The sequence below is a fragment of the Mesorhizobium sp. B2-4-3 genome (assembly GCF_006442815.1).
In the GTDB taxonomy this organism is placed as follows: domain Bacteria; phylum Pseudomonadota; class Alphaproteobacteria; order Rhizobiales; family Rhizobiaceae; genus Mesorhizobium.
The window spans coordinates 51452-75861 of record NZ_VFVL01000019.1; the positions used below are offsets into that span (position 1 = coordinate 51452).

Genomic DNA, 24410 nt, shown 5'->3' on the forward strand with positions numbered 1-24410 from the left:
CCGAACATGGTTGATAATCCATTGACGGCGCTCGACAGCACCGATGATTTTGCGGAAGCAATGGCGGCAAATCGATGACATAAATCGAGCCGGAGACTCCAAAGGGCGGAAATGATGCGGGCTGTCGCGAAGTTCATCAAGTGGCTGCTTGGCCTTGTGATCCTGGCGGTGGTCGCGCTCTTCGCCTGGCTTTATTTCGCCCCGCCGGAACTCATCCGCGTCGGTTCCGGCTATTCGGCCAAGATCGTCTGCTCGAACGTCTTCATCGCCGGCCGCGACGCCAAAGAGGTGCTGGCTGTCGACGTGCAGGCGCCGGGCCATCCGCTGCTCAGGCTGATGAAGGTCTCCGTCGACAAGGAGAGGGGGCTGGTTTCGGCGGGCCTGCTCTGGGTTCTCGGCAAGAGCGTCGCCGTCGAGCGCGACGGTGTCGGCTGCGCCTCGGTTCCCGATGGTGACACCGGCAAGGCAAGGCAGACGTCGCTGCGCGCGGCGGCCTCCACGCCGGCGCAGCCGGACGCGCTTTGGCCCGACGGCGAACGGGTGGATGCTTCGCAGAACCCCGAGATCGCGAAGATCGTCGACGATGCCGCCATGGCGGGCACGGGTATGCGAGCGATCGTTGTGGTGAAAAACGGGCGCGTCGTCGCCGAGCGTTATGGCGACGGCTTTTCCGCCAAGACGCCGCTGCTCGGCTGGTCGATGACCAAGACGGTGAATGGCGCGATCGTCGGCACGCTGGTCAAGGACGGCAAGATGGCCATCGACAACAAGGGCCTGTTCAAGCCGTGGAAGGCCGATGGGCGCGCCGCCATCAGCCTTGCCGACATGATGGCGATGTCGAGCGGGCTCGAATTCAACGAGGATTATGGCGAGGTCGCCGACGTGACGCGCATGCTCTATCTCGAGCCGGACATGGCAGGCTTCGCCGAGGCCAAGCCGCTGAGTGGCGAGGTGGGAAAAGTGTTTTCCTATTCGAGCGGCACGGCTGTGATGTTGTCGCGGCTGTGGCAGGACGCGATCGGCGACAAGACGAAGGCGCTGGCATGGCCGCGCACGGCGCTGTTCGAGCCGCTCGGCATGCATAGCGCCGTTCTCGAGACCGACGAGCAAGGCACTTTCGTCGGCTCGTCCTATCTCTACGCGACGGCGCATGACTGGGCGAGGTTCGGCCAGTTCCTGATGCAGGGCGGGACCTGGAACGGCAACCAGATCCTGCCTGCCGGTTTCGTCGACTGGATGCGCGAGCCGGCGCCGGCCTCGAAAGTCTACGGCAAGGGCCAATTGTGGATCGAAGGTCCGGGCGACGAGGGAAATCCCGGCGCGGGCGTCGCTGCAGGCCTGCCCAAGGACACCTACTGGATGGAGGGCCATGATGGCCAGACGGTGGCGATCATCCCCTCGGAGCAACTGGTCGTGGTACGGCTTGGCCTGACCCCGGCCAAGTTCGGCTATCGTCCACAGACGATGGTGGGAGCGCTGGTGAAGGCGCTGCACTAGCTAGAGGGATGTGATCGACAGTCGCCGCAAGCGTGCTTATGCGGCGGTCGGCAAAGGTTTGGCGCGGTCCACACGCGCCCGCTCATCGGGCGAGTTCATGACCTGCCAAAGATCGTTGCGGCGTTGGACGTTCAGCCAGAAATCCGGGCTGTTGCCGAACACCCGCGCCAAAATGAGTGCGGTCGCTGCCGTCACGCTGCGGCGGTCGTTGCACAATTCGTTCACGTGCTTGCGCTGGACACCCATTGCCTCGGCCAGAGCGGCTTGCGTCAAGCCAAGCGGGTGCATGAACTCCTCCGTGAGGATTTCGCCAACCGTTGCGGGCTTGCGTGCGGTCATCAACATGTCTCACCTCACCTATAGCTGTGGTCGTCAAGATAGATGTCCGACGCCTCACCCCGGCCGCCATCCCAGCGGAAAACCAATCGCCATTGCTTGTTGACCCGTATGGTGACCCGTATGGAATGAAAGCCTTCGAGATTGCCGCGTAACTTTTCGAAGTGGTTGCTGGGTGGCACTCGCAAATCCTGGTCGGTAGCAGCGTCATCGATCATCTGGAGCTTGCGGAACAAGCGGCTTTCCAGATCAGACGGAATGTTGCGGGAGTGGGTATCGTCAACGAAGAAGGCCTGCAGCCACCCATCTCTAAATCCGACGATCATCGCATGCTTCCATGGTAGTGATAATGTACCACTCCTTGGGTCATTTTGCAATCGCGCGGTCTATTGCCCGTGTCTGCTGCCGGCTGATGGGCTTTAAGTTGCGAAATCAGGTAGCGATCCGATCACGCCGAGCCAGGCATAGCCGCGATAAAGCGTGCGGAAACGGAAGGTTGCGCCGGTGCGCTCGGATTCCGATTCAAGCACGTCGCGCAGAGAGGCGCGCGGCTCGACATGGAACTTCCGCAGCCAGCCGCGCAGCAAGGTTCTGAACCAGCGCGGCAGGCCCTCCTGCTGGCCGAAATCGACGAGATGCAGCGAGCCGCCGGGGGCGAGCGCGGCGAGGGCAGCCGAAACCGTCTTTTCCCAGCCTGGGATCATCGACAGCGAATAGGAGACGAAGACCCGGTCGAAGCGTTCGATGCCGAAGAGAGCCTTGGCGTCGAAATCGGTGGCATCGCCGCGCGCCAGGCTGACCTTTGCTGCTAGGCCTTCACGGCCCATCGAGGCGTTTGCCGTTTCCAGCATCTCGGCCGAGATATCGAGACCGAAGAAGCGGGCGTCCGGATAGCGGCGGGCCGCAAGCACGATGTTGCGGCCGGTGCCGCAGCCGAGCTCCAGCACGGTGCCGCCTTGCGGCACGTCCAGCCCGTCGATCAGGCGGTCGCGGCCGAGCAGGTAGTATTTGCGGGTCAGATCATAGATGTGGCGCTGCCAGCGATAGACGCCGTCCATCAGTTCGGCATGGCCGGCAGGCAGCTCCGTCGTGCTCATGCGGCGCGCTTCACATAAAGGTGGAAGCCGCCGTAGATCGCCGAGCGGTCCTTCGCCGAGAATTCGAGCGAGGCGTCGGCCTCGTACGTCCACTGGTCGAGCAGCGAACTGGAGACGCGGCCGGGCAGCAGGCTGGGCTCGGCCGCGGTGCGGAAGATGACGCGGGCGCCGGCCGAAGCCGTGCGGGTGATCTCGGTCCACAGCGCGTTGAGCAGGTCGTCGGTCATCCAGTCCTGCGCGTCGAGCAGGACGAAGCGGTCGACGGTGCCGGCGTCCTTGGCGGCCAGGAACTTGATCAGGTTGGCGTGGTGGATGGCGACGCGGTCGATGTTGTCGCGGATCGTCTTGTAGTTGTTCTGTTCCAGATAGGCGGGCAGCGCCGCCTCACCGGGTTGCGGATAGCGGCGGGCAAAGGCCTGCCAGGCGAAGTAATTGTTCTTGAGCGGAAAGTCGCAGGCGAGCTTTTCCAGGCGCGCCTTGAGCACGCTCGCCATCGAGCCGTCGCCGGAGGTGATCAGCGAATCGTACTGGGCCGGCGGGATGCCGAGGCCGAACAGCGAGGCTTTCCGCGAGGTCGCCCAGCGCAACAGCTTCTTGTCGAAAACGGGCGCCAGCTCCTCGTTGAAGAAACGGCGCTGCTCGCCGATGTTCTCGGCCTTCATGATGCCGGCCGGGTCGACACCGAACAGCTTGCCGACGCGATGGCCCATGGCGATGAAGAGGCCGAGCAGGCCGGTCTGGTAGAAGTTGCGGTCGAAGACCGAGATGCGGCGGCGCCCGCGCCAGTTGCGGCGCTCCCAGTAATGGCGGCTGACCGCATCGAGATGCGGCGCGATGAAGCGATCATAGGCGTCGGAATTGTGGCTGGTGCCGGCGGCGCCGAAGAAGCGGAAGAGATCGCCCTGCGACGGCAGGTGGCGCACCGCCTCCAGCTTCATGCGGTTCAGCGCGATGTGCGCGGCATTGAGATCGACGGCATCGATCCTGGCCGGCGAGCGGGTCAGGTAGGCCAGGATGTTGCAGCCGCCCGAGGCGATTGTGACGATGCGGTGGCCGGCGCCGAGCTGCATGGCCTCCATGTCGACATCCGGGTCTTCCCAGATCTGCGGATAGACGAGGCCGGAGAACAGGAAGGCGAACAACCGCTCGGAAATGCCGTCCTTCGACAATACGCGGTTCTGGTAGACGGCCTTTCCGACTTCCTTGCCTCGGCGATAAACGAGTTCTCCGGAAACATCCGACATGGCAAGGTGATTCCCCGTTTGCGTTGGCGCAAGCGGGTAGCGCAGCGGCATGACAGGCAGGTGACAGCCTGTTGACGCACATCTCACGCTTTGCCGAAGGCTCCAGGTGTCGGCGTGGTGACGATGACGGCCTCGCCGGCATCGAGCGTGGTCTGGTCGCAGGCTTTCAGCACGTCGACCGAGCCGTCATTGCGCCTGACCTTGGTCGAGCCCGCCTCGCCGTCGCCGCCGCCGTCGAGGCCCTGGGGCGGCCGATTGCGGTGGGAGGACAGGATCGCGCATTCCATCTTTGCGAGGAAGCGGATGGTGCGCCTGGTGCCGTCGCCGGCGTTCCACTTGCCCTTGCCGCCCGAGCCTTCGCGGATGTGGAAGTCCTCCAATACGACGGGAAAGCGCAGTTCGAGCACCTCGGGGTCGGTGAGGCGCGAATTGGTCATGTGGGTGTGCACGCCGGAGGTGCCGGCGAAGCCGCGGCCTGAATTCATCCGGCCGGCCGGCGAGCCGGAGCAGATCGTCTCGTAATACTGGTATTTCTTGTTGCCGAAGGTGAGGTTGTTCATCGTGCCTTGCGCGTTGGCGATCGCGCCCATCGCGCCGAACAGCGCATTGGTGACATGCTGCGAGGTCTCGACATTGCCGGCGACGACGGCGGCCGGGTAGGTGGGCTTCAGCATCGAGCCGTCGGGGATGACGATGTTGATCGGCCTCAGGCAGCCGGCATTCATCGGGATCATGTCCTCGACCATGACGCGGAAGGCATAAAGCACCGCGGCGCGGGCCACGGGCTCCGGCGCGTTGAAATTGTTCTTCATGACAGGCGAGGTGCCGGTGAAATCGACCGTCGCCTCGCGCTTTTGCCGGTCGACGGTGATCTGCACCTTGATCACCTGGCCGGTGTCGGTGGGGTATTCATATGCCGCGCTGTCGGGAAGCCGCTCGATCACGCGGCGCACGCTCTCGGCGGCATTGTCCTGGACATGGCCCATATAGGCCTCGACGACGTCGAGCCCGAAATGCGCGACCATCTTGCGCAGCTCCGCCACGCCTTTTTCGTTGGCGGCGATCTGTGCCTTCAGGTCGGCGATGTTCTGGGCCGGATTGCGCGCGGGGTAGGGGTGGTCGGTCAGCAGCGTCTCCAGCTCCCTCTCGCGGAAGCGGCCGCGATCGACGATGCGGAAATTGTCGAACAGCACGCCTTCCTCATCGACCGTTGTCGCAAGCGGCGTCATCGAGCCGGGCGCGGTGCCGCCGACATCGGCGTGATGGCCGCGCGAGGCAGCCCAGAACAGTATCTCCTTGCGCGCATCGTCGAAGACAGGCGTCACCACGGTGATGTCGGGCAAATGCGTTCCGCCATTGTAGGGCGCGTTGAGGGCGAAGACGTCGCCGGGATGGATGTCGCCCGAATTCAGGCGGATGACGGTTTCGACCGAGCGGTCCATGGAGCCGAGATGCACCGGCATGTGCGGCGCATTGGCGACCAGCGCGCCATGGCGGTCGAACACGGCGCAGGAAAAATCGAGCCGTTCCTTGATGTTGACCGAATAGGCGGTGTTCTGCAGCGTCACGCCCATCTGCTCCGCGATCGACATGAAGAGGTTGTTGAAGACCTCAAGCATCACCGGATCGGCCTCGGTGCCGAGTGCGGCCTGCCGTCGTTTCTTGCTCGTTCGGCGCAGGAGAATATGGTCCTTGGCGGTGATCTCGGCCTGCCAGCCCGGTTCAACAACACTGGTCTGGTTGGGTTCGATGATCAGGGCTGGGCCGGCAACCTTGTTGCCCTGCCCAAGGGCTTCGCGACGGAAGACGCCGGCCTCGCGCCATTCGCCTTCGGTGAATATTTTCCGCTTCTCGGAAGGAACAACGGCAAGATCCTGCAACTCCGCTTCGGTTTCGGCGCGGCCCGCGCCGCCGGCATCGCTGCCCTCCACCCCTACAGCCTCGATAATCATCGGCTTGTTTTCATAGACGAACCCGAACTGCGCCTTGTGCGCGGCCTCGAAATCGTCCTTCGCCCGCAAGATCGAGCCGTGCTCGAAATTCACCGGCAGAGCCGTGTCGGTGCCGTCGTAGCGGATCTGGAGGATCGGCCTGGCGGTAATCCCGCTCTCGGCGATGCCCTGAGACACAAGTTCAGCGACCACAACCCCGCGCAGGGCGGCTATGAGATTTTCGATCGCCGGCCTGGATGCGTCCGCGAGCGGCTCCAGCAGCGCCTGCTGGCGCGAGGCGAAGACCGACGAGAGGCCGATGCCGTAAGCTGAAAGCAAGCCGGAGAAGGGATGGATGAGCACGGCCTCCATGCCGAGCGCATCGGCGACCAGGCAGGCATGCTGGCCGCCGGCGCCGCCGAAGCAGTTGAGGAGATACTCGGTGACGTCGTAGCCGCGCTGCACCGAGATCTTCTTGATGGCGTTGGCCATGTTCTCGACGGCGATGGTGACGAAACCTTCGGCCGCCGCCTCAGGCGTCCGGTCGTCGCCGATTTCGGCGGCAAGCGCGGCGAATTTTTCGCCAACCGTGCCGACATCGAGCGGCTGGTCCTGGGCCGCGCCAAAGATCGCCGGGAAGAAATCGGGCTGCAATTTGCCGAGCATGACGTTGGCGTCGGTGACGGCAAGCGGACCGCCGCGCCGATAGGCGGCGGGGCCGGGATTGGCGCCGGCGGAATCCGGGCCGACGCGGAAGCGGCCCGCTTCATAGTGCAGGATCGAGCCGCCTCCGGCGGCGACCGTGTGGATGCGCATCATCGGCGCGCGGATGCGCACGCCGGCGACCTCGGTGTCGAAGGCGCGTTCGTATTCGCCGTCATAATGTGCGACGTCGGTCGAGGTGCCCCCCATGTCGAAGCCGATGACCTTTTCGAAGCCGGCGAGCTTCGCCGTCTCGACCATGCCGACGACCCCGCCGGCCGGTCCCGAAAGCAGCGCGTCCTTGCCCTGGAACAGGTCGGCGGCGGTAAGGCCGCCCGACGACATCATGAACATCAGGCGCGGTCCGGCGCCGAGCTCGCCGGCCACCCGTTGCACATAGCGCGACAGGATCGGCGACAGATAGGCGTCGACCACGGTGGTGTCGCCGCGGCCGACCAGCTTGATGAGCGGCGAGACCTCGTGAGAGACCGATATCTGGCTGAAGCCGATCTTGCGGCAGACTTTTGCCACGGCCTTTTCGTGATCCGGATATTTCCAGGCATGCATGAAGACGACGGCGACCGCGTCGATGCCGTCGGCCTTGGCCTGCTCGATCGCCGGGCGGCAGGCCGCGATGTCGAGCAAGCGCTCGACGCAGCCGTCGGCGCGCACGCGCTCGTCGATCTCGATGACGCGCTCGTAAAGCTGCTCCGGCAGGATGATCTCCTTGGCGAAGATGTCCGGCCTCGCCTGGTAGGCGATGCGCAAGGCGTCGCGAAAACCCTTGGTGATGAGCAGCAGGACGCGGTCGCCCTTGCGCTCGAGCAGCGCATTGGTGGCAACGGTCGTGCCCATTTTGACGTCGCCGATCGCGTCGGCGGAAATGGCGGCGCCGGCCTTCAACCCCAACAGGTCGCGGATGCCCTGGATGGCGGCGTCCGCGTAGGCCTCGGGATTTTCGGACAGAAGTTTTCGAGGGTGCAGCCGGCCTTGCGGGTCACGGCCGATGACGTCGGTGAAGGTGCCGCCGCGGTCGATCCAGAAGTCCCATTTCCCAGTTCCCGCGGCTGCCGGCATTTTGCTTATCCATCATATCTTCGAGCGTATGTTCTGTTAGTTCGGGATTTCGGCGCCAGCAATCGCAAGTTGATGTTACACATGGAAATGCAACGTTACGAAACCGGCGGGCCTGCTGATGCATTTCCCTGGCGACCGCTCACCGAAATGTGAGCGTCTGTTGAAGGAGAGATACCATGAAGAAGCTCATTCTGGCGTCTATTTCGGCGCTCGCCCTGCTGGGGGTCGCGGCTTGCAGCGACAGTGGCACCGGCACCGACAATACCACCACGCAAAGCACCAATCCGCCGGCCAACGAGCAGCCCATGAAGCCGGCTTCGCCCGACGCTCCGAAGCCTGCTGAACCGGCTCCGGCAACAAATCCGGCTCCTGCCGCGCCCGCGCAGTAAGAGCCTGACAGACAGTATCGAGGAAGGCTGGCCTTGCCAGCCTTCCTTTTTCGCCCTCGATCCCGCGCAGCGCGGGTCGCCTGCGGCATCGTCCCGGCTTGATAGAACCGCCCGGTTCGCACTATGAAGCCGGCATGTCGATTTGGGACCGTCTTGGCGACTTCATCGCTCGCGTTTCGTCGTCGACGTCCTCGGGCGTCGCGGATGTCGTCGAAGCCGTGCGCACCGTGTTTTCGGGCGATCCGGACCTGCGCCGGCGCGTGGCCTTCTCCGTGGCCATGATCGCGCTCTCGGCCAAGATGGCCAAGGCCGACGGCATCGTCACCCAGGATGAGGTGCGCGCCTTCCAGGAAATCTTCGAAGTGCCGCCGAGCGAGACACGCAACGTGGCGCGGCTTTACGACATCGCCAAGCAGGACGTCGCCGGCTTCGAGATCTATGCCCAGCGCATGGCGCAACTCTGCGGGTCCGGCCATGCCAACTGCATGATGCTGGAAGATATCCTCGACGGCCTGTTCCATATCGCCAAGGCGGATGGCCTGATTCATGAGCATGAGGGCCAGTTCCTGCATCGCATCGCGGAGATCTTCCGGATCGACGAGGCGCATTACGAAGCGATCCTGTCGCGGCACGTCAATCTCGGCGCCGCCGACCCTTATGTCGTTCTGGGCATCGAGCGCGGCAAGCCGTTCGAGGAGATCAGGAAACGCTACCGCAAGCTCATCTCGGACAATCATCCCGACAGGCTGATCGCACGCGGCTTGCCGCAGGAATTCATCAAGATCGCCACGACCAGGGTCGCGGCGATCAACGCCGCCTATGAGATGATCGAGCGGGGCCTCAGACACGTATGAGCGGGTTCCTGCCCGACCAGCCTGGCGCCGAGGTCCGGGTGTCGCCGAATTTCGGTCCGCGCCGCGAGACGCTTCGACCCGACATGATCGTGCTGCATTATACCGGCATGGCAAGCGGGGCCGGCGCCGAGGCGTGGCTGTGCGATCCGGCGAGCGAAGTGTCCTCGCATTATCTCGTCCATGAGGACGGCCGCATCGTCCAGATGGTACGCGAGAGCGACCGGGCGTGGCATGCCGGCAAGAGTTCCTGGCTCGGGTGCACCGACATCAACTCCTGTTCGGTCGGCATCGAGATCGTCAACCCCGGGCATTCGCTGGGCTACAAGGCCTTCCCGAAGCGACAGATCGATGCAGTGATCGAGTTGTGCATGGGCATCGTGAGCCGTTATTCGATCCCCGCGGCAAGGGTGCTCGCGCATTCGGACGTGGCCCCGGGCCGCAAGGTCGACCCTGGTGAGAAATTTCCGTGGAAGGCGCTGTTCGTGGCGGGCGTCGGCCACCTCGTGCCGGCGGCGCCTATGAAGCCCGGCGCCGCACTCAAGGCCGGCGATACCGGCGCCGATGTCGAGGCGCTGCAGTCGATGCTGGCGCTCTATGGCTATGGCGTCGAGATGTCGGGTATTTACGACCGGCAGACGGAAATCGCGGTGGCGGCGTTCCAGCGGCATTTCCGGCGGCGGCTGGTGGACGGAGTGGCGGACAATTCGACGATCCGTACGCTGCAGAGGCTCCTGGCTTCCGCAAAGGCCGCTGCGACCAGATAGTCGCGGCAGGTCTCGTAAATTACAAACTGTTATTTAAAGTGAATTGCGCCGCCTTCATTGCCGCCAATTCCACCGCCAAATGCCTCTCCCGCAAGTCGTTGGACGTCTAGCCTCCCGGATGCTCCGATATTGAATTGACACAACTGCGCGAAGTTCTTCGCGCGGTTCTAACAGAACAGGACTACATGCAAAAATTGACCGTTGTAGCGGCAGCTGTTGCTGCCGGAGTAATAAGCTTTGCCTTCAGTCCGGCAAACAGTTCCCCCTTAAGCCTTAGGCCAGACAACGGCCTTGCCGTCGCCCCCACGACTAAGGCTGCCCCAGCGAGCAAAGCGCCAAAGATCAAGAGAGCTCCGGCCAAGGTGCAGAAGGCCGCCGCGACCAGGGCGGCGAAATCGACGGCTAAGCGTGCCAAACGCGGCAGAAAGGCGATCGATCTCACCACGACCGCTTCTATCAACACCGGCAAGATCGGCCTGGCGGCGCCCGCCGCGGCCGGCGGCGGCCAATATTCGGCGATCGTTGCCCGCTATGCCGCAAGCTACGGCGTGCCGGTGTCGCTGGCCAAAGCCGTCATCAAGATCGAAAGCAACTACAGGCCGAACATGGTCGGCAGCGCCGGCGAGATCGGCCTCATGCAGATCAAGCCGGCCACGGCGCGCATGATGGGTTATACCGGTTCGACCAAGGGACTGTTCGATCCCGACACCAATATCAAATACGGCATGAAGTATCTTGCGATGGCGCAGGGTCTCGGCGGCGGCACCACCTGCGGCACAATCCTGAAATACAATGCCGGTCACGGCGCCAGGCGGATGAATCCGGTTTCGGCCGCCTATTGCAGCAAGGTGAAGGTGCAGATGGCGGCGCTGGGCTCGCCGGCTTAAGCCGGCCTATCGAAGTGGATTTGGGCAATGCGTGTCTGCTTCATGCACGTCGTTGTCCCAACCCGCCGCGCATCCGGGCGCTTTTTCGTTTGCGTTTTCGGGCGGGAATCCCTTTATACGCGCTTGCCAGCTGGCTGGGCGGCCGCACCCGCGAGAACCGAAAGGTTGCGGGTGAGGAAAGTCCGGGCTCCATGGAGACACGGTGCCGGCTAACGGCCGGCGGGGGCGACCCCAGGGAAAGTGCCACAGAAAGCAAACCGCCGCGGCTTCGGCCACGGCAAGGGTGAAAGGGTGGGGTAAGAGCCCACCGCGCGACTGGCGACAGGAGCGGCAGGGCAAACCCCACCGGGAGCAAAACCGAATAGGGGCGGTGCGAGGGGAAACCTTCGAGGGCTGTTTCCGGCCCACCGTCCGGGTAGGTTGCGTGAGGCGCATGGCAACATGCGCCCAAGATGAATGGCCGCCACGTTCTCGCCGCGAGGCGAGGGCCATACAGAACCCGGCTTACAGGCCAGCTGGCATTTTTCGTAGCGATAGCTGAACGGGATCAGGAGGTTACGCCGACAGGCGAATCTTCTGATTCATGCATTCTGCAAGACAGCCTCCGCAGCGTGGTCAAACGTATCCTTGAAGGTGGTGCGATTAAATCGTACCATTGGGGGAAGAGCAGGAGTGCATCATGGGCCAGGTCGATAAACGCAGTATCACGCTTTCGCCGGAACTGGCGGCGGCGGTCGACGATGTCGTCGCGGCTGGCGAATACGCCTCGGCCAGCGAGGTGATCCGCGATGCGCTCAGGCAATGGAAGGAGCGGCGCGATCTGTTCGGCTACAGCGTCGAGGAGTTGCGCAAGCTGGTGCAGGAGGGCATCGACAGCGGACCGGCCCTCGACGGTCCGTCGGTCATCGAACGAGCGCGTGCCAAATATCGTAAGATGGCTGAAGCCAAAGGCTTCGAAGAGTGAGATATCGGCTGCTTCCTCAAGCGGCGGTCGATCTCGAAGATATCGGCGACTACATCGCCAGCCATAGTCCCAATGCCGCGGTTCGTTTCGTGGATGACATAGAGAGGAGGTGGAGCTTGCTCAGCCTGCATCCTTTTTCAGGTGCTCCGCGCGACGATATCGCGCCCGGTATCCGCCATCTGGGCGTTGGCGAATACCTTACCTTGTACCGGGTCGGTCACAATGCGATCGGGATCGTCCGCGTATTAGACGGTCGGCGCAAGATCGAAGCGGATGATGTGAACCCGTGACAGGTCTGCTCAGCTTGCAATCTTGTCCAGGGAGGCCTCGATCGCCTGCCAGAGTTCCTCGACCGGCTCGCAGCCGATGGCCAGGCGAACGAAGCCCGGCGGCACGGCGTCGCCGCGTTTCGAGCGCCGCTCCGCCGATGTGTGCACGCCGCCGAAGGACGTTGCCGCTTCGATAAGCCGACAGCCGTCGATGAACGCCTCTGCCTGTTCTTCGGAGGCGAGTTCAAAGGAAATCAGGAAGCCGAAGCGCTCCATCTGGGCACGCGCCAGATTGTGCGAGGCATCGCCTTCGAGTCCCGGAAAGCGCAGGCCGCTGACGGCGCGATGGTCCTTCAGGCGGCGCGCGATCGTTTCGGCCGACGAGCACATGCGGTCGAAGCGCACGTCCAGCGTTCTCGAAGATATCGGCGACTACATCGCCAGCCATAGTCCCAATGCCGCGGTTCGTTTCGTGGATGACATAGAGAGGAGGTGGAGCTTGCTCAGCCTGCATCCTTTTTCAGGTGCTCCGCGCGACGATATCGCGCCCGGTATCCGCCATCTGGGCGTTGGCGAATACCTTACCTTGTACCGGGTCGGTCACAATGCGATCGGGATCGTCCGCGTATTAGACGGTCGGCGCAAGATCGAAGCGGATGATGTGAACCCGTGACAGGTCTGCTCAGCTTGCAATCTTGTCCAGGGAGGCCTCGATCGCCTGCCAGAGTTCCTCGACCGGCTCGCAGCCGATGGCCAGGCGAACGAAGCCCGGCGGCACGGCGTCGCCGCGTTTCGAGCGCCGCTCCGCCGATGTGTGCACGCCGCCGAAGGACGTTGCCGCTTCGATAAGCCGACAGCCGTCGATGAACGCCTCTGCCTGTTCTTCGGAGGCGAGTTCAAAGGAAATCAGGAAGCCGAAGCGCTCCATCTGGGCACGCGCCAGATTGTGCGAGGCATCGCCTTCGAGTCCCGGAAAGCGCAGGCCGCTGACGGCGCGATGGTCCTTCAGGCGGCGCGCGATCGTTTCGGCCGACGAGCACATGCGGTCGAAGCGCACGTCCAGCGTTTCGAGGCCGCGATGCACGAGCCAGGCCTCGAACGGACCGGGGATGCCGCCGGCCGTCTCGCGCCAATCCTTCACCCTGGCGACAATGTCCGGATCGCGGCTGGCGACATGGCCAAAGAGCACATCCGAATGGCCGTTGATCGCCTTGGTGTCGGCAGAGACCACGATGTCGGCGCCAAGATCAAGCGGGCGCTGTCCGAAGGGCGTCATCGTCGTGTTGTCGACGATCAAGGTCCCCCCTTGCACATGGACGGCCTTGGCGACGGCGGTGATGTCGCAAACGTCCAGTCGCGGGTTCGACGGACTTTCGACGAAGACCGCCCGGTACCCGGCGAAGCCGCCATCGAGCATGCTTGCCGTCGGCCTCACATCATAGGCGACGCCGAGCGGTTTCAGGAAACGCTCGGCCAAGGCCCGCGTCGTGTGATAGCCGTCCGACGGCAAGAGGATGCGGTCGCCCGATTTGAGGAGCGCGAAAAAAGCAGCTGAAATCGCGGCCATTCCCGACGGGAAGGCAACGCATTGCGCATCTTCCAGATGGCCAAGCGCATGCTCGACCGCATGCCAGGTCGGGTTGCTGAAGCGGCCATATTGATCGAAGCCCGTCGCGTCGCCCGGCGCGTGGAAGATCGAGGCCATGGTCAGCGGCAAGGGGATGGGATCGCCCTTGGCGAAATCGGCGCTGCGCAGATGGGCAAGTGTCGCGGCGCGTGACTTCGCAGTGTCGGACATCAGTTCGATCCTTGGTTGAGGCAGAAAACCTCGACGGACGCTATGCGCACCGGCCGTGCGCATCAAGCCGCGTCTTTTTGGGCCAGAGGGCTCTAAACGCTTCGTTAGGCTTAATAGACGATAAAGACGAGACGTGCCTTCAGCCTGCGCTTTGTGGTTGTAGTGCGCGTGTTTGTGATACCTATTCCCGTTGACGCCCATAATACCCCATGATATCCCATTCGCATCAAGCTTTCGTTCCGCGTCAGGGTGAAGCGTACGCCAATCGGGCAGCCGCGGCGGCTGCGCGTTTGTCGATTTTCGCCCCGGTGAATGAAGCGATTTGCCGCAAGCGCGGCGAGGGCGCGGAGAACAACATGAGGGGTGCAGCGGCGCCAGCGGCTGTAGAGTTTATTGGACCGGTTTCTGTCAAACACGGTGAGCAGGATCGATGCGAAGGGGCGGGTGTCCGTTCCGGCGCATTTCCGCGCCGTGGTGCAGAAACGCGGCTATTCCGAGCTTTACGCGCTGCGTTGCCTGGACCTGCCGGCGATGGATGTCGGTGGGCTCGACCTGCTCGACCGCTACGAGCAGCGGATCGCGCTGGAGGACCCGTTCCTGCAGACGGCGGACGACATGTCGTTCTTCTGCCATGGCGACGGGACATTTCTAAAGCTGGACCAGGACGGCCGCATCACCATGACCGATTTCATCCGCGAGCATACGGGCATCTCGAACGAGGTGGCCTTTGTCGGCCGCGGCAATTTCTTTCAAGTCTGGGAGCCGGGACGGCTTGCCGCCTATGGGGCGCAGGCGCGGGCCAGGCTTTTGCAGCTTCGGCAGGGGACGAAGGCCGGGGAGCGATCGGAATGATGGCTGGCCACGGCGATGACCCTCACGCCGTTGGCGGACTGGCCCGTCACATTCCGGTCCTCCTTGCCGAGGTGCTCGACGCGCTTGCGCCGAAGGCCGGCGAGACGATCGTCGACGGGACATTCGGCGCCGGCGGCTATACCAGCGCCATCCTCGATCGCGGCGCTTCTGTCGTTGCCATCGACCGCGACCCGGACGCAATCGCGGCGGGCAGGGCGCTCGAACGACAGGCCGGCGGCAGGCTGAGGCTTGTCCAGGCGCCGTTCTCGACGCTGGACGAGCATGTCGATAGCGCCGACGGCGTGGTGCTCGACATCGGTGTTTCCTCCATGCAGCTCGACCAGGCGGAGCGCGGCTTTTCCTTTCGCGCCGACGGGCCGCTCGACATGCGCATGGCCCAGGCGGGTCTCTCCGCCGCCGATGTCGTCAACACCTTCAAGGTCGGCGACCTTGCGCGCATCTTCGGCTTTCTCGGCGAGGAGCGCCATGCCGGCCGCATCGCGCGCATGATCGAAAGCCGGCGCGACAAGAAGCCTTTCGAGCGCACGCTCGATCTCGCCGACGCCATCGAAACGCATATCGGAAGAGGGCCGAAGGACAAGATCCATCCGGCCACGCGCGTCTTCCAGGCGCTGCGCATCTTCGTCAACGACGAGCTTGGTGAACTGGCAAGAGCGCTGCTGGCCGCCGAGCGGGCGCTGAAACCCGGCGGACGGCTTGCCGTGGTGACGTTCCATTCGCTTGAAGACCGCATCGTCAAGCGCTTCATCGCCGACCGTTCCGAAGCAGCCAGCGGCTCGCGGCATATGCCTGACGCGCCCGTGCGCATTGCCACCTTCCGCAAGGCCGGCGGCGGCGTGACGCCGGGAGAGGCCGAGACGGAGGCCAATCCGCGCGCGCGCTCGGCCAGGCTGCGCGCGGCGATACGCACCGATGCCCCGGCGCGCGCCGGCGACTTTTCGATTTTCGGCCTTCCAAAGCTTCCCGCCGTCGAGCGGCCGGGAGAGAGGTGAGCACGTGTTTCGTACCAGCGACATAGTCCTGATCGCCGTCATGGTCTCGGCCGCCGCCCTGACCTACAAGACGAAGCGCGAAGCCGAAGAGCAACAGGCGGCTGTGCAGAAGATCCAGGCTCAAATCCACTACGAGGAAGAGACGATCGATCTCCTCAAGGCGGACTGGAGCCTGCTCACCCAGCCGTCGCGGCTGCAGAAGCTTGCCGATGTCTACAAGAGCCAGCTCGGGCTCGAACCGGTCAACGCGCACCAGATCGGCAGCCTCGACGACATCCCTGTGAAACCCCTGACCATCGAGGATCTCTCCTCGCAGCGGCTTGGCGGCTTGGCCGACAATTCGGGGAAGGAGCCATCTGAAGGCAAGGATCCGGTGGTTACCGGGAGCACCGTTCAATGATCGGCGGGCTTCCAAGGATCGGCGATCTGCTGAAGCGCCGGAAGAAGCAGGCAGAGGATGGCTCGATCGTCGTCGATGCGGCACGCAAGGCGACTGGCGGCAAGGCAAGGACGCGCATCGTCATGACGATGGCGGTGTTCTTCACCATCTATTCGACCATTGCCGGCAGGCTCGTCTATCTCGGCATGCAGAATCCCGATCTTTCGGGCGGCCCGGAGAACCGGGTCACGGCATCGCGTCCGGATATCGTGGATCGCAATGGCGAGGTGCTGGCGACCGACATCAAGACGGCGTCGCTGTTTGCCGAGCCGCGCCGCATCGTCGACGCCGACGAGGCGATCGAGAAACTCTCGACGGTGCTGCCCGAGATCGATTACGAGCAGACCTATCGCAAGCTCAAGAGCGGCGCCGGCTTCGTCTGGCTGCAGCGGCAGCTGACGCCGAAGCAGCAGTCCGACATCATGGCGCTCGGCGTTCCCGGCCTCGGCTTCCGCACCGAAAAGCGCCGCTTCTATCCGAGCGGTGAGACCTCGTCCTACATCGTCGGCCTCACCAACATCGACAACCAGGGCATCTCCGGCATGGAGAAGTATATCGACGAGCAGGGGCTGAGCGACCTGCAGGCGTCGGGCCTGGCCGTGGCCAAGGATCTCAAGCCGGTCAAGCTTTCGATCGATCTGCGCGTCCAGCATGTGGTGCGCGACGAGATCGCCGCCGGCCTGGAGCGCTATCGCGCATTGGGCGCCGGCGCCGTCGTGCTGAACATCAAGACGGGCGAAGTGATGGCCATGGCCTCGGTGCCGGACTTCGACCCGAACAATCCTTACAATGCGCAGGAAAAAGACCGGCTGAACCGCATGTCGGCGGGCCTCTACGAGATGGGCTCGACCTTCAAGAGCTTCACCTCGGCCATGACGCTCGATTCCGGCAAGGCGACGATGAACAGCCGTTTCGACGCGTCGCATCCGATCCGGGTGGGTCATCAGGCCATCCACGATTTCCATGGCAAGAACCGGGTGCTGTCCTTGCCGGAAGTGTTCCTCTATTCGTCCAATATCGGGTCGGCCAGGGAGGCCGAACTGGTCGGCATCGAGGGGCACCGCGAATTCCTGCACCGCCTCGGCATTCTGGACAGGATGCAGACCGAACTGCCGGAAGTCGCCCGCCCAACCGAACCCAAGGTCTGGAAACAGGTCAATTCGTTCACCATCGCCTTCGGCCATGGCGTGTCGACGACGCCGCTGCAGGCCGCCGTCGGCTGCGCGGCGCTGATGCAGGGCTATCTGATCGAGCCGACATTCCTGGTTCGCAGCGAGCAGGATGCAATGGCGGTGGCCAAGAAAGTGGTCAGCGACAAGACGGTCGAAGGCATGCGCTATCTCTATACGCTGAACGCCGAGAAGGGCTCGGCCAGAAATGCCAGGGTCCCCGGTTACCGCGTTGGCGGCAAGACCGGAACGGCCGAGAAGGTCATCAACGGCCGCTACTCCAAGGACTTGAATTTCAACACCTTCGTCGCCGCCTTCCCGATGGACGATCCGCAATTTCTGGTGTTCACGATCGCCGACGCCCCGCATCCTGAAAAGCCCGGGATGACCGACGTCGCCGCCAACAATGCTGGGGTCATGGCCGGCAACATCATCAGACGCGCGGCCGCCATGCTTGGCGTGAAGCCAGATTTCAGCCATGAAAATGGTGCAACGCTGGTTTCCTATCAGTGATTCTTGGGGCGCGCCGGCAACTGCGCGCTATTTTGTTGCGGTGAACGGGACTCAATGCATCTAAAAGATCTAGCCGGCATCCTGCCTGTCGAGGGAACAGCTTCCCCCGATCTGGAGGTGACCGGACTTTCCTCCGATTCCCGCTCGGTCAAGACCGGCGTCGTCTTCTTCGCGCTTGCCGGCAGCAAGGCCGATGGCTCGACCTATGCGGCCGATGCCGCGGCCCGAGGCGCCGCGGCGATCGTCACCGGCAGGGGCGCGACCGTCTCCGGCCTGTCGATCCCGGTCCTTGCCGTCGATGATCCGCGCCTGGCGCTGGCGCTCAGCGCGGCGCGCTTCTTCGGACGCCAGCCGCAGACCATGGTTGCCGTCACCGGCACCGCCGGCAAGACATCCGTCGCCGCCTTCACCCGCCAGATCTGGGAGCAGGCGGGTTTTGCCGCCGCTTCGATCGGCACGACCGGTGTCGTGGCGCCCGGCCGCAACGAATATGGCTCGCTGACGACGCCCGATCCGGTGGCGCTGCACCGATTGCTCAAGGAACTGGCGGATGCAGGCGTCACCCACGCCTCGATGGAAGCCTCGAGCCATGGTCTCGACCAGCGCCGCCTCGACGGCGTGAAGCTCGCGGCCGGCGCTTTCACCAATCTTGGCCGCGACCACATGGATTATCATCCGACGGTCGAGGATTATCACCGCGCCAAGCTGCGCCTGTTCGATACGTTGCTGCCGAAGGGCGCGCCCGCGATCGTCTTTGCCGACGACCCATGGTCGGAGCCCACGATCAAGGCCGCGAAGGCGGCGGGCCTGAAGGTGCTGACCGTCGGCCGCCATGGCGATTTCCTGACGCTGAAGCGGGTCGAGCATGAGCGCCATCGCCAGCGCGCCGAAATCGTGGCGGACGGCGTGCTGCACGAGGTCGACCTGCCATTGGCCGGCGATTTCCAGATCGCCAACGCGCTGGTCTCGGCCGGCCTTGCCATTGCAACTGGAACGCCCGCGGGCAAAGCCTTGGCGGCATTGGAGAAATTGAAGGGCGCGCCGGGCCGGCTCGACCTCGTCGGCACCACCGCGGCCGGCGCTCCGGTTTATGTCGACTATGCCCACAAGCCGGATGCGCTGGAGAATGTGCTGACCTCGGTCCGACCTTTCACCACAGGCCGCGTCGTCGTGGTGTTCGGCTGCGGCGGCGACCGCGACCGGGGAAAAAGGCCGATCATGGGCGAGATCGCGACACGGCTCGCCGATATCGTTATCGTCACAGACGACAACCCGCGCACCGAAGTGCCCGAAACCATCCGCGTGGCGATCCTCGCCGCGGCACCCGGCGCCATCGAGATCGGCGATCGCCGCAAGGCGATCCACGAGGCGGTCGCGATGCTTCGCGCCGGCGACACGCTCATCGTCGCCGGCAAGGGACATGAGGAAGGCCAGACCGTCGGCTCCGAAACCTTCCACTTCTCCGACCATGAGGAAGTGCGCGAGGCGCTCAAGGAGCGCGCCGCATGAGGTTGCTGTGGACATCGGAAGCACTGGTCGAAGCCATGGGCGGCAGGCCGATCGGCTCGCTGCCGGAGGGCATCAGCGGCATTTCGATCGACAGCCGTAGCCTTGCGCCCGGAGACGCCTTCTTCGCCATCAAGGGCGAGGCGATGGACGGCCATGATTTCGCGACAGCGGCGGTCAAGGCCGGAGCGGCCGTGCTGGTCGTCGCCGAGGGCAAGCTGCCCTCGCTCGGTCGGCTGACGGCGCCGATGATCGTCGTGCAGGACGTGCTTGCGGCTCTCGAGAAGCTCGGTGTGGCCGCCCGCGCCCGCTCGAAGGCCAGGATCATCGCGGTCACCGGCTCGGCCGGCAAGACGACCACCAAGGAAGCGCTGCGCCATGTGCTGTCGGCGGTCGGCAAGGTGCACGCCTCGGCGCAGTCGTTTAACAACCATTGGGGCGTGCCGCTGACGCTGGCGCGCATGCCGCAGGACTGCGACTATGCGGTTTTCGAGATCGGCATGAACCATCCGGGCGAGATCAGGCCGCTGGTCAAGATGGTCAGGCCGCATGTCGCTATCGTGACGATCATTGCCGCCGCCCATCTCGGCTTCTTCAAGAATCTCGACGAGATCGCCACGGCCAAGGCCGAGATTTTCGAGGGGATCGAGCCCGGCGGCGCCGCGCTGCTCAACCGCGACGATCCACGCTGGAAGCTGCTCGGGAAAATGGCGAAAGAGGCGGGGGTCGAGCATGTCTTCGGCTTCGGCGAAAATCCCCGTTCGGCGTTCCGCCTTGTCGGCTGCGAGCTTCATGCCGACCATTCCGACATCGCCGTCAAGATCGGCAAGAAGGACCTGACCGCCCGTGTCGGGGCGCCTGGCCGCCATATCGTGCAGAACGTGCTGGCCGTGCTCGGCGCCGCGCAACTGGTCGGTGCCGATGTCGACAAGGTCGCGGCTGCGCTGGCCGATCTGTCGGCCGAGCGCGGGCGGGGCCGACGCCATGTCCTGCATCATCCCAACGGGCCGATCACGCTGATCGACGAGAGCTACAACGCCAATCCGGCGTCGATGGCGGCGGCCATGGCGCTGCTCAACGCCACGCCGGTTTCGGGTGAGGGCCGGCGTATCGCCGTGCTCGGCGACATGCTGGAGCTCGGCAGCCATTCGGCGAAGCTCCACGCGGCGCTTGCCGGGCTGATCGTCGGCACGGGCACGCACAACGTCTTTCTCGGCGGTCCGGAGATGCGGGCGCTGGCTGACGTCCTGCCGTCAGACATCGCAACCGAGTATCGATCGGGAGCGGAAGAACTGAAGCCAATCGTGATCTCCACACTCAGGCCCGGCGACGTGGTGATGGTCAAATCGTCGAAAGGCATCGGGTTTTCAAAGCTGGTCGAGGCATTGCTCGGCAAATTTCCGGCGGAAGCCACAAACATTAAGCCGACCTAGGTCGGATTCCGGGGGACGGAAAGACCATGTTCACACTGCTCGTCGATTTCGCGGACAAGATCTCGTTCTTCAACGTCTTCCGCTACATCACTTTTCGCACCGGCGGCGCGCTGATCACGTCGGCGCTGATCGTCTTCATCTTCGGGCCGACGATCATCAATTCGCTGCGCCTGCGGCAAGGCAAGGGCCAGCCGATCCGCGCCGACGGCCCGCAGACCCATTTCAAGAAGGCCGGAACGCCGACCATGGGCGGGCTGATGATCCTGTCCGGCATCATCGGCTCGTCGCTTTTATGGGCAAACCTTTCCAGCATCTATGTCTGGGTCGTGTTGCTGGTCACCGTCGGCTTCGGCTCGATCGGCTTTTACGACGACTATCTCAAGGTCACCAAGCAGTCGCATCTGGGCTTCTCCGGCAAGGCGCGCCTGGCGATCGAGTTCGTCATCGCGGCCATCGCCGCGTGGGTGATCATGCACAATGGCCAGGCCCCGTTCTCGTCGTCGCTGACCTTCCCCTTCGCCAAGGAATTCCTCGTCAACCTCGGCTGGTTCTTCATCCCGTTCTCCTGCTTCGTCATCGTCGGCGCCGGCAATGCGGTGAACCTGACCGACGGCCTCGACGGCCTGGCGATCGTGCCGATCATGATCGCGGCGGCGTCCTTCGGCGTCATCGCCTACCTGTCGGGCAACGCGGTCTTCGCCGAATACCTGCAGATCCATTTCGTGCCCGGCACCGGCGAACTCGCCGTCGTGCTCGGCGCGGTGATCGGCGCCGGCCTCGGCTTCCTCTGGTTCAACGCGCCGCCGGCCGCGATCTTCATGGGCGACACCGGCTCGCTGGCGATGGGTGGGCTGATCGGCACCATCGCGGTCGCCACCAAGCACGAGATCGTGCTGGTCATCGTCGGCGGCCTGTTCGTGGTCGAGATCCTGTCGGTCATCATCCAGGTCGGCTATTTCAAGATGACCGGCAAGCGGGTCTTCCTGATGGCGCCGATCCATCACCATTTCGAAAAGCTCGGCTGGACCGAAAGCCAGGTGGTGATACGCTTCTGGATCATTGCCGTCATCCTGGCGCTGGTCGGCCTTTCCACCCTCAAGCTCAGATAGGACTCGCCGCTTGATCCCCGCCGCTTCCTTTTCCGGCAAACGCGTTTCGCTCTTCGGGCTTGGCGGCTCGGGGATCGCCACCGCGCATGCGCTGATCGCCGGCGGCGCCGAGGTGCTGGCCTGGGACGACAATCCAGACAGCGTCGCCAAGGCAGCGGCCGCGGGGATTACGACCGGAGATCTGCGCGCCGCCGACTGGCCGCTTTTCGCCGCCTTCGTGTTGTCGCCAGGGGTGCCGCTGACGCATCCGAAGCCGCATTGGACGGTGGAGCTGGCGCGCGGCGCCGGCGTCGAGGTGATCGGCGATATCGAGCTGTTCTGCCGCGAGCGCATCAGCCGCGCGCCGGCTGCACCCTTCATCGCGATCACCGGCACCAACGGCAAGTCCACGACGACGGCTCTGACGGCGCATATCGTGAAGTCGGCAGGCCGCGACACGCAGATGGGCGGCAATATCGGCCGAGCGATCATGACGCTCGATCCGCCCGAGCCGGCACGGCATTATGTGGTCGAGTGCTCGTCCTACCAAATCGATCTCGCGCCCTCGATCAATCCGACCGCCGGCATCCTGCTCAACCTGACGCCGGACCATCTCGACCGGCACGGCACGATGGCGCATTACGCCTCGATCAAGGAGCGGCTGGTTGCCGGCTCAGACACGGCGATCGTCGGCGTCGACGATTCCTGGTGCGCCCAGATCGCCGACCGCCTGGAGCGCGCCGGCCGGCAGGTCATCCGCATTTCCAAGCGCCTGCCTTTGACCGACGGCTATTTCGCCGACGGCACCAATCTGATGGAAGCCGTGCACGGCCGCTACAGCCGCGTCGCCTTCCTCGAAGGCATCGGCTCGCTGCGCGGCCAGCACAATGCGCAGAACGCGCTGGCCGCCGTCGTCGCCTGCCTGAAGGTCGGGCTCGATCTCGGCGAGATCCAGGCCGGGCTCGAAAGCTTCCCCGGGCTGGCGCACCGCATGGAGCAGGTCGGCCGCAAGGACCATGTGCTGTTCGTCAACGATTCCAAGGCGACCAATGCCGATGCGGCAGCGCCCGCGCTGTCGAGCTTCGCCAACCGTATCTACTGGATCGCCGGCGGCCTGCCCAAGGAAGGCGGCATCGAGCCGCTGCGCGGCTTCTTCCCGCGCATCGCCAAGGCCTATCTGATCGGCGAGGCGGCGCCCGCCTTTGCGGCGACGCTCGGCGAGGCGGTGCCTTACGAGATATCGGGAACGCTTGCGGCGGCGGTTGAGCATGCCGCCAACGACGCGGCAAAGGACACCGGCGGCGAGGCCGTGGTGCTGCTTTCGCCGGCCTGCGCCAGTTTCGACCAGTTCAAGAATTTCGAGGTTCGCGGCGAAGCCTTCAGGCAAGCTGCGACTGCTATTGATGGTGTGAAACCCATCGGAGGGCCACGTTGATGCAAAGCCGTCTCGACAAAAGTCCTGTCGCCACCTGGTGGTGGACGATCGATCGCTGGTTCCTGGCGGCATTCCTGTCGCTGATGGGACTGGGTATCGTGCTGTCCTTCGCCGCAAGCCCGGCGGTGGCCGAGCGCATCGGCCTCGACAGCTTCCACTTCGCCACGCGCCAGATCATCTTCACCATCCCGGCGCTTATCGTGATGCTGGCGGTCTCTTTCCTGGAGGCGCGGCAGATAAGGCGCATGTCGCTGGTGATGATCTGCATCATGCTGGTGCTGATGGTGGCAGTGCTCTACATCGGCGTCGAGGTAAAGGGGGCGCGGCGCTGGGTGTCGCTCGCCGGCCTTTCGATCCAGCCGTCCGAATTCCTGAAACCGGCCTTCGTCATCATCTGCGCCTGGCTCTTTGCGGAGCACAGGCGTCAGCCCGACATTCCCGGCAATCTGTTCGCCATGCTTTTGCTTGCGCTGGTCATCTCGCTTCTGGTGGCGCAGCCCGATCTCGGCCAGACCATGCTGGTGCTGGGCACCTGGGGCGTGATGTTCTTCATGGCCGGCTTGCCCTGGTTCTGGATCGTAGCGCTGGGCGCTGCCGGCGTCGGCGGCGTGTTCGCGGCCTATACGGTTTTTCCGCACGTCGCCGCGCGCATCGACAAGTTCATGACCGGCGAAGGCGACACCTTCCAGGTCGATATGGGCCGCGAGGCGCTGATCAATGGCGGCTGGTTCGGCGTCGGCCCGGGCGAGGGCACGGTGAAGCGGGTCATCCCCGACAGCCACGCTGACTTCGTCTTCTCGGTCGCGGGCGAGGAGTTCGGCCTCATCATGTGCTTCTTCATCATGTCGATCTTCGCCTTCATCGTGCTGCGCGGCTTGAGCATTGCGCTCAAGGAGCAGGACGATTTCACCCGCTATGCGGTCGGCGGCCTCGTCACCGTCTTCGGCCTGCAATCGGCCATCAACATGTGCGTGAACTTGCAGCTGATGCCGGCCAAGGGCATGACGCTGCCCTTCATCTCCTATGGCGGCTCCTCGCAGATCGCCATCGCCGTCTCGATGGGCATGGTGCTCGCATTGACGCGCAAGCGTCCGGAAAAGCGCAAGCAGATGGGCTTCGTCCTCTCGCAGCGCGCAATGCCGGCGGAATGAGG

23 protein-coding genes, 1 other RNA gene and 1 pseudogene are annotated in these 24410 nt (G+C 64.1%); 18 read left to right on the forward strand and 7 right to left on the reverse strand.

The genetic code is table 11. From position 1 onward, the window contains the following. The first annotated feature begins 114 nt into the window (after window positions 1-114). Window positions 115-1497 (forward strand): serine hydrolase, encoded by a 1383-nt coding sequence (locus FJ956_RS18440; protein WP_140674877.1) that lies wholly within the window; start codon window positions 115-117, stop codon window positions 1495-1497. A gap of 36 nt (window positions 1498-1533) precedes the next feature. On the opposite strand, the gene FJ956_RS18445 is transcribed toward FJ956_RS18440, so the two are convergent. From FJ956_RS18445 to FJ956_RS18465, 5 genes are all read right to left on the reverse strand, one after another. Beyond that, window positions 1534-1842, reverse strand: a complete 309-nt coding sequence (locus FJ956_RS18445; protein WP_140674810.1) for a HigA family addiction module antitoxin — start codon at window positions 1840-1842, stop codon at window positions 1534-1536. Between the two features lie 8 nt (window positions 1843-1850). Continuing rightward, window positions 1851-2159 (reverse strand): type II toxin-antitoxin system RelE/ParE family toxin, encoded by a 309-nt coding sequence (locus FJ956_RS18450; RefSeq protein ID WP_140674807.1) that lies wholly within the window; start codon window positions 2157-2159, stop codon window positions 1851-1853. Between the two features lie 93 nt (window positions 2160-2252). Then, window positions 2253-2930 carry a class I SAM-dependent methyltransferase gene (locus tag FJ956_RS18455; RefSeq protein WP_140674803.1) on the reverse strand — a complete coding sequence of 226 codons (678 nt, stop codon included), beginning with the start codon at window positions 2928-2930 and terminating at the stop codon, window positions 2253-2255. Continuing rightward, on the reverse strand, window positions 2927-4225 hold the full coding sequence (locus FJ956_RS18460) for a DUF3419 family protein (protein ID WP_140674800.1): 1299 nt from the start codon (window positions 4223-4225) through the stop codon (window positions 2927-2929). Before FJ956_RS18460 ends, FJ956_RS18455 begins: the two co-directional genes overlap by 4 nt. A 32-nt stretch (window positions 4226-4257) precedes the next feature. Next, window positions 4258-7884: a hydantoinase B/oxoprolinase family protein gene (locus tag FJ956_RS18465; RefSeq protein WP_140674797.1), complete on the reverse strand. Its 3627-nt coding sequence runs from the start codon at window positions 7882-7884 to the stop codon at window positions 4258-4260. Between the two features lie 176 nt (window positions 7885-8060). Between FJ956_RS18465 and FJ956_RS18470 the strand changes: the two genes are divergently transcribed. The 7 genes from FJ956_RS18470 to FJ956_RS18500 all read left to right on the forward strand — a co-directional run bounded on the left by FJ956_RS18470 (window position 8061) and on the right by FJ956_RS18500 (window position 12032). After that, the gene (locus FJ956_RS18470; RefSeq protein WP_140674795.1) at window positions 8061-8273 is read left to right on the forward strand and encodes a hypothetical protein; all 213 of its coding nucleotides are present in this window, start codon (window positions 8061-8063) and stop codon (window positions 8271-8273) included. A 134-nt stretch (window positions 8274-8407) separates the two neighbouring features. Continuing rightward, window positions 8408-9127: a DnaJ family molecular chaperone gene (locus tag FJ956_RS18475; RefSeq protein WP_140674791.1), complete on the forward strand. Its 720-nt coding sequence runs from the start codon at window positions 8408-8410 to the stop codon at window positions 9125-9127. Further along, the gene (locus FJ956_RS18480; RefSeq protein ID WP_140674787.1) at window positions 9124-9891 is read left to right on the forward strand and encodes an N-acetylmuramoyl-L-alanine amidase; all 768 of its coding nucleotides are present in this window, start codon (window positions 9124-9126) and stop codon (window positions 9889-9891) included. Before FJ956_RS18475 ends, FJ956_RS18480 begins: the two co-directional genes overlap by 4 nt. A 185-nt stretch (window positions 9892-10076) precedes the next feature. Next, a complete protein-coding gene (locus FJ956_RS18485) occupies window positions 10077-10778 on the forward strand; it encodes a lytic transglycosylase domain-containing protein (protein ID WP_140674784.1) in 702 nt (233 codons plus the stop codon). 126 nt (window positions 10779-10904) lie between these two features. Beyond that, window positions 10905-11301: RNase P RNA component class A (gene rnpB / locus FJ956_RS18490), an RNA gene on the forward strand. A gap of 156 nt (window positions 11302-11457) precedes the next feature. Continuing rightward, entirely contained in the window at window positions 11458-11742 is a 285-nt protein-coding gene (locus tag FJ956_RS18495) for a type II toxin-antitoxin system ParD family antitoxin (protein WP_140674781.1), read from the forward strand. Beyond that, window positions 11739-12032 (forward strand): type II toxin-antitoxin system RelE/ParE family toxin, encoded by a 294-nt coding sequence (locus tag FJ956_RS18500; RefSeq protein WP_140674778.1) that lies wholly within the window; start codon window positions 11739-11741, stop codon window positions 12030-12032. Before FJ956_RS18495 ends, FJ956_RS18500 begins: the two co-directional genes overlap by 4 nt. A gap of 9 nt (window positions 12033-12041) precedes the next feature. Here FJ956_RS18500 and FJ956_RS18505 read toward each other — a convergent pair. Then, window positions 12042-12425, reverse strand: a pseudogene (locus FJ956_RS18505) (PLP-dependent transferase); the annotation flags it as partial. Between FJ956_RS18505 and FJ956_RS18510 the strand changes: the two are divergent. Next, window positions 12400-12684, forward strand: coding sequence for a type II toxin-antitoxin system RelE/ParE family toxin (locus FJ956_RS18510; RefSeq protein WP_140674775.1), 285 nt, complete (start codon window positions 12400-12402; stop codon window positions 12682-12684). The pseudogene FJ956_RS18505 and the gene FJ956_RS18510 overlap by 26 nt on opposite strands. A 9-nt stretch (window positions 12685-12693) precedes the next feature. On the opposite strand, the gene FJ956_RS18515 is transcribed toward FJ956_RS18510, so the two are convergent. Then, window positions 12694-13809 carry a cystathionine gamma-lyase gene (locus FJ956_RS18515; protein ID WP_140674772.1) on the reverse strand — a complete coding sequence of 372 codons (1116 nt, stop codon included), beginning with the start codon at window positions 13807-13809 and terminating at the stop codon, window positions 12694-12696. Window positions 13810-14202: 393 nt separating this feature from the next. Here FJ956_RS18515 and mraZ point away from each other — a divergent pair, with 393 nt between their 5' ends. The 9 genes from mraZ to ftsW are packed head-to-tail and all read left to right on the forward strand — an operon-like array spanning window position 14203 to window position 24408. Continuing rightward, on the forward strand, window positions 14203-14661 hold the full coding sequence (gene mraZ / locus FJ956_RS18520) for a division/cell wall cluster transcriptional repressor MraZ (RefSeq protein ID WP_140674769.1): 459 nt from the start codon (window positions 14203-14205) through the stop codon (window positions 14659-14661). Beyond that, the gene (gene rsmH, locus FJ956_RS18525; protein WP_140674766.1) at window positions 14658-15674 is read left to right on the forward strand and encodes a 16S rRNA (cytosine(1402)-N(4))-methyltransferase RsmH; all 1017 of its coding nucleotides are present in this window, start codon (window positions 14658-14660) and stop codon (window positions 15672-15674) included. Before mraZ ends, rsmH begins: the two co-directional genes overlap by 4 nt. Window positions 15675-15678: 4 nt before the next feature. After that, window positions 15679-16074 carry a hypothetical protein gene (locus tag FJ956_RS18530; RefSeq protein WP_140674763.1) on the forward strand — a complete coding sequence of 132 codons (396 nt, stop codon included), beginning with the start codon at window positions 15679-15681 and terminating at the stop codon, window positions 16072-16074. Continuing rightward, a complete protein-coding gene (locus tag FJ956_RS18535) occupies window positions 16071-17795 on the forward strand; it encodes a penicillin-binding protein 2 (RefSeq protein ID WP_140674760.1) in 1725 nt (574 codons plus the stop codon). The genes FJ956_RS18530 and FJ956_RS18535 overlap by 4 nt, the downstream gene beginning before the upstream one ends. 54 nt (window positions 17796-17849) lie before the next feature. Further along, window positions 17850-19304: a UDP-N-acetylmuramoyl-L-alanyl-D-glutamate--2,6-diaminopimelate ligase gene (locus tag FJ956_RS18540; protein ID WP_140674757.1), complete on the forward strand. Its 1455-nt coding sequence runs from the start codon at window positions 17850-17852 to the stop codon at window positions 19302-19304. After that, entirely contained in the window at window positions 19301-20734 is a 1434-nt protein-coding gene (locus FJ956_RS18545; protein ID WP_140674754.1) for a UDP-N-acetylmuramoylalanyl-D-glutamyl-2,6-diaminopimelate--D-alanyl-D-alanine ligase, read from the forward strand. Before FJ956_RS18540 ends, FJ956_RS18545 begins: the two co-directional genes overlap by 4 nt. Window positions 20735-20760: 26 nt before the next feature. Beyond that, window positions 20761-21843: a phospho-N-acetylmuramoyl-pentapeptide-transferase gene (gene mraY / locus FJ956_RS18550; RefSeq protein ID WP_027168712.1), complete on the forward strand. Its 1083-nt coding sequence runs from the start codon at window positions 20761-20763 to the stop codon at window positions 21841-21843. Between the two features lie 10 nt (window positions 21844-21853). Continuing rightward, entirely contained in the window at window positions 21854-23257 is a 1404-nt protein-coding gene (gene murD, locus FJ956_RS18555; RefSeq protein ID WP_140674751.1) for a UDP-N-acetylmuramoyl-L-alanine--D-glutamate ligase, read from the forward strand. Further along, a complete protein-coding gene (gene ftsW, locus FJ956_RS18560; RefSeq protein WP_140674748.1) occupies window positions 23257-24408 on the forward strand; it encodes a putative lipid II flippase FtsW in 1152 nt (383 codons plus the stop codon). Before murD ends, ftsW begins: the two co-directional genes overlap by 1 nt. Window positions 24409-24410: the final 2 nt, after the last annotated feature.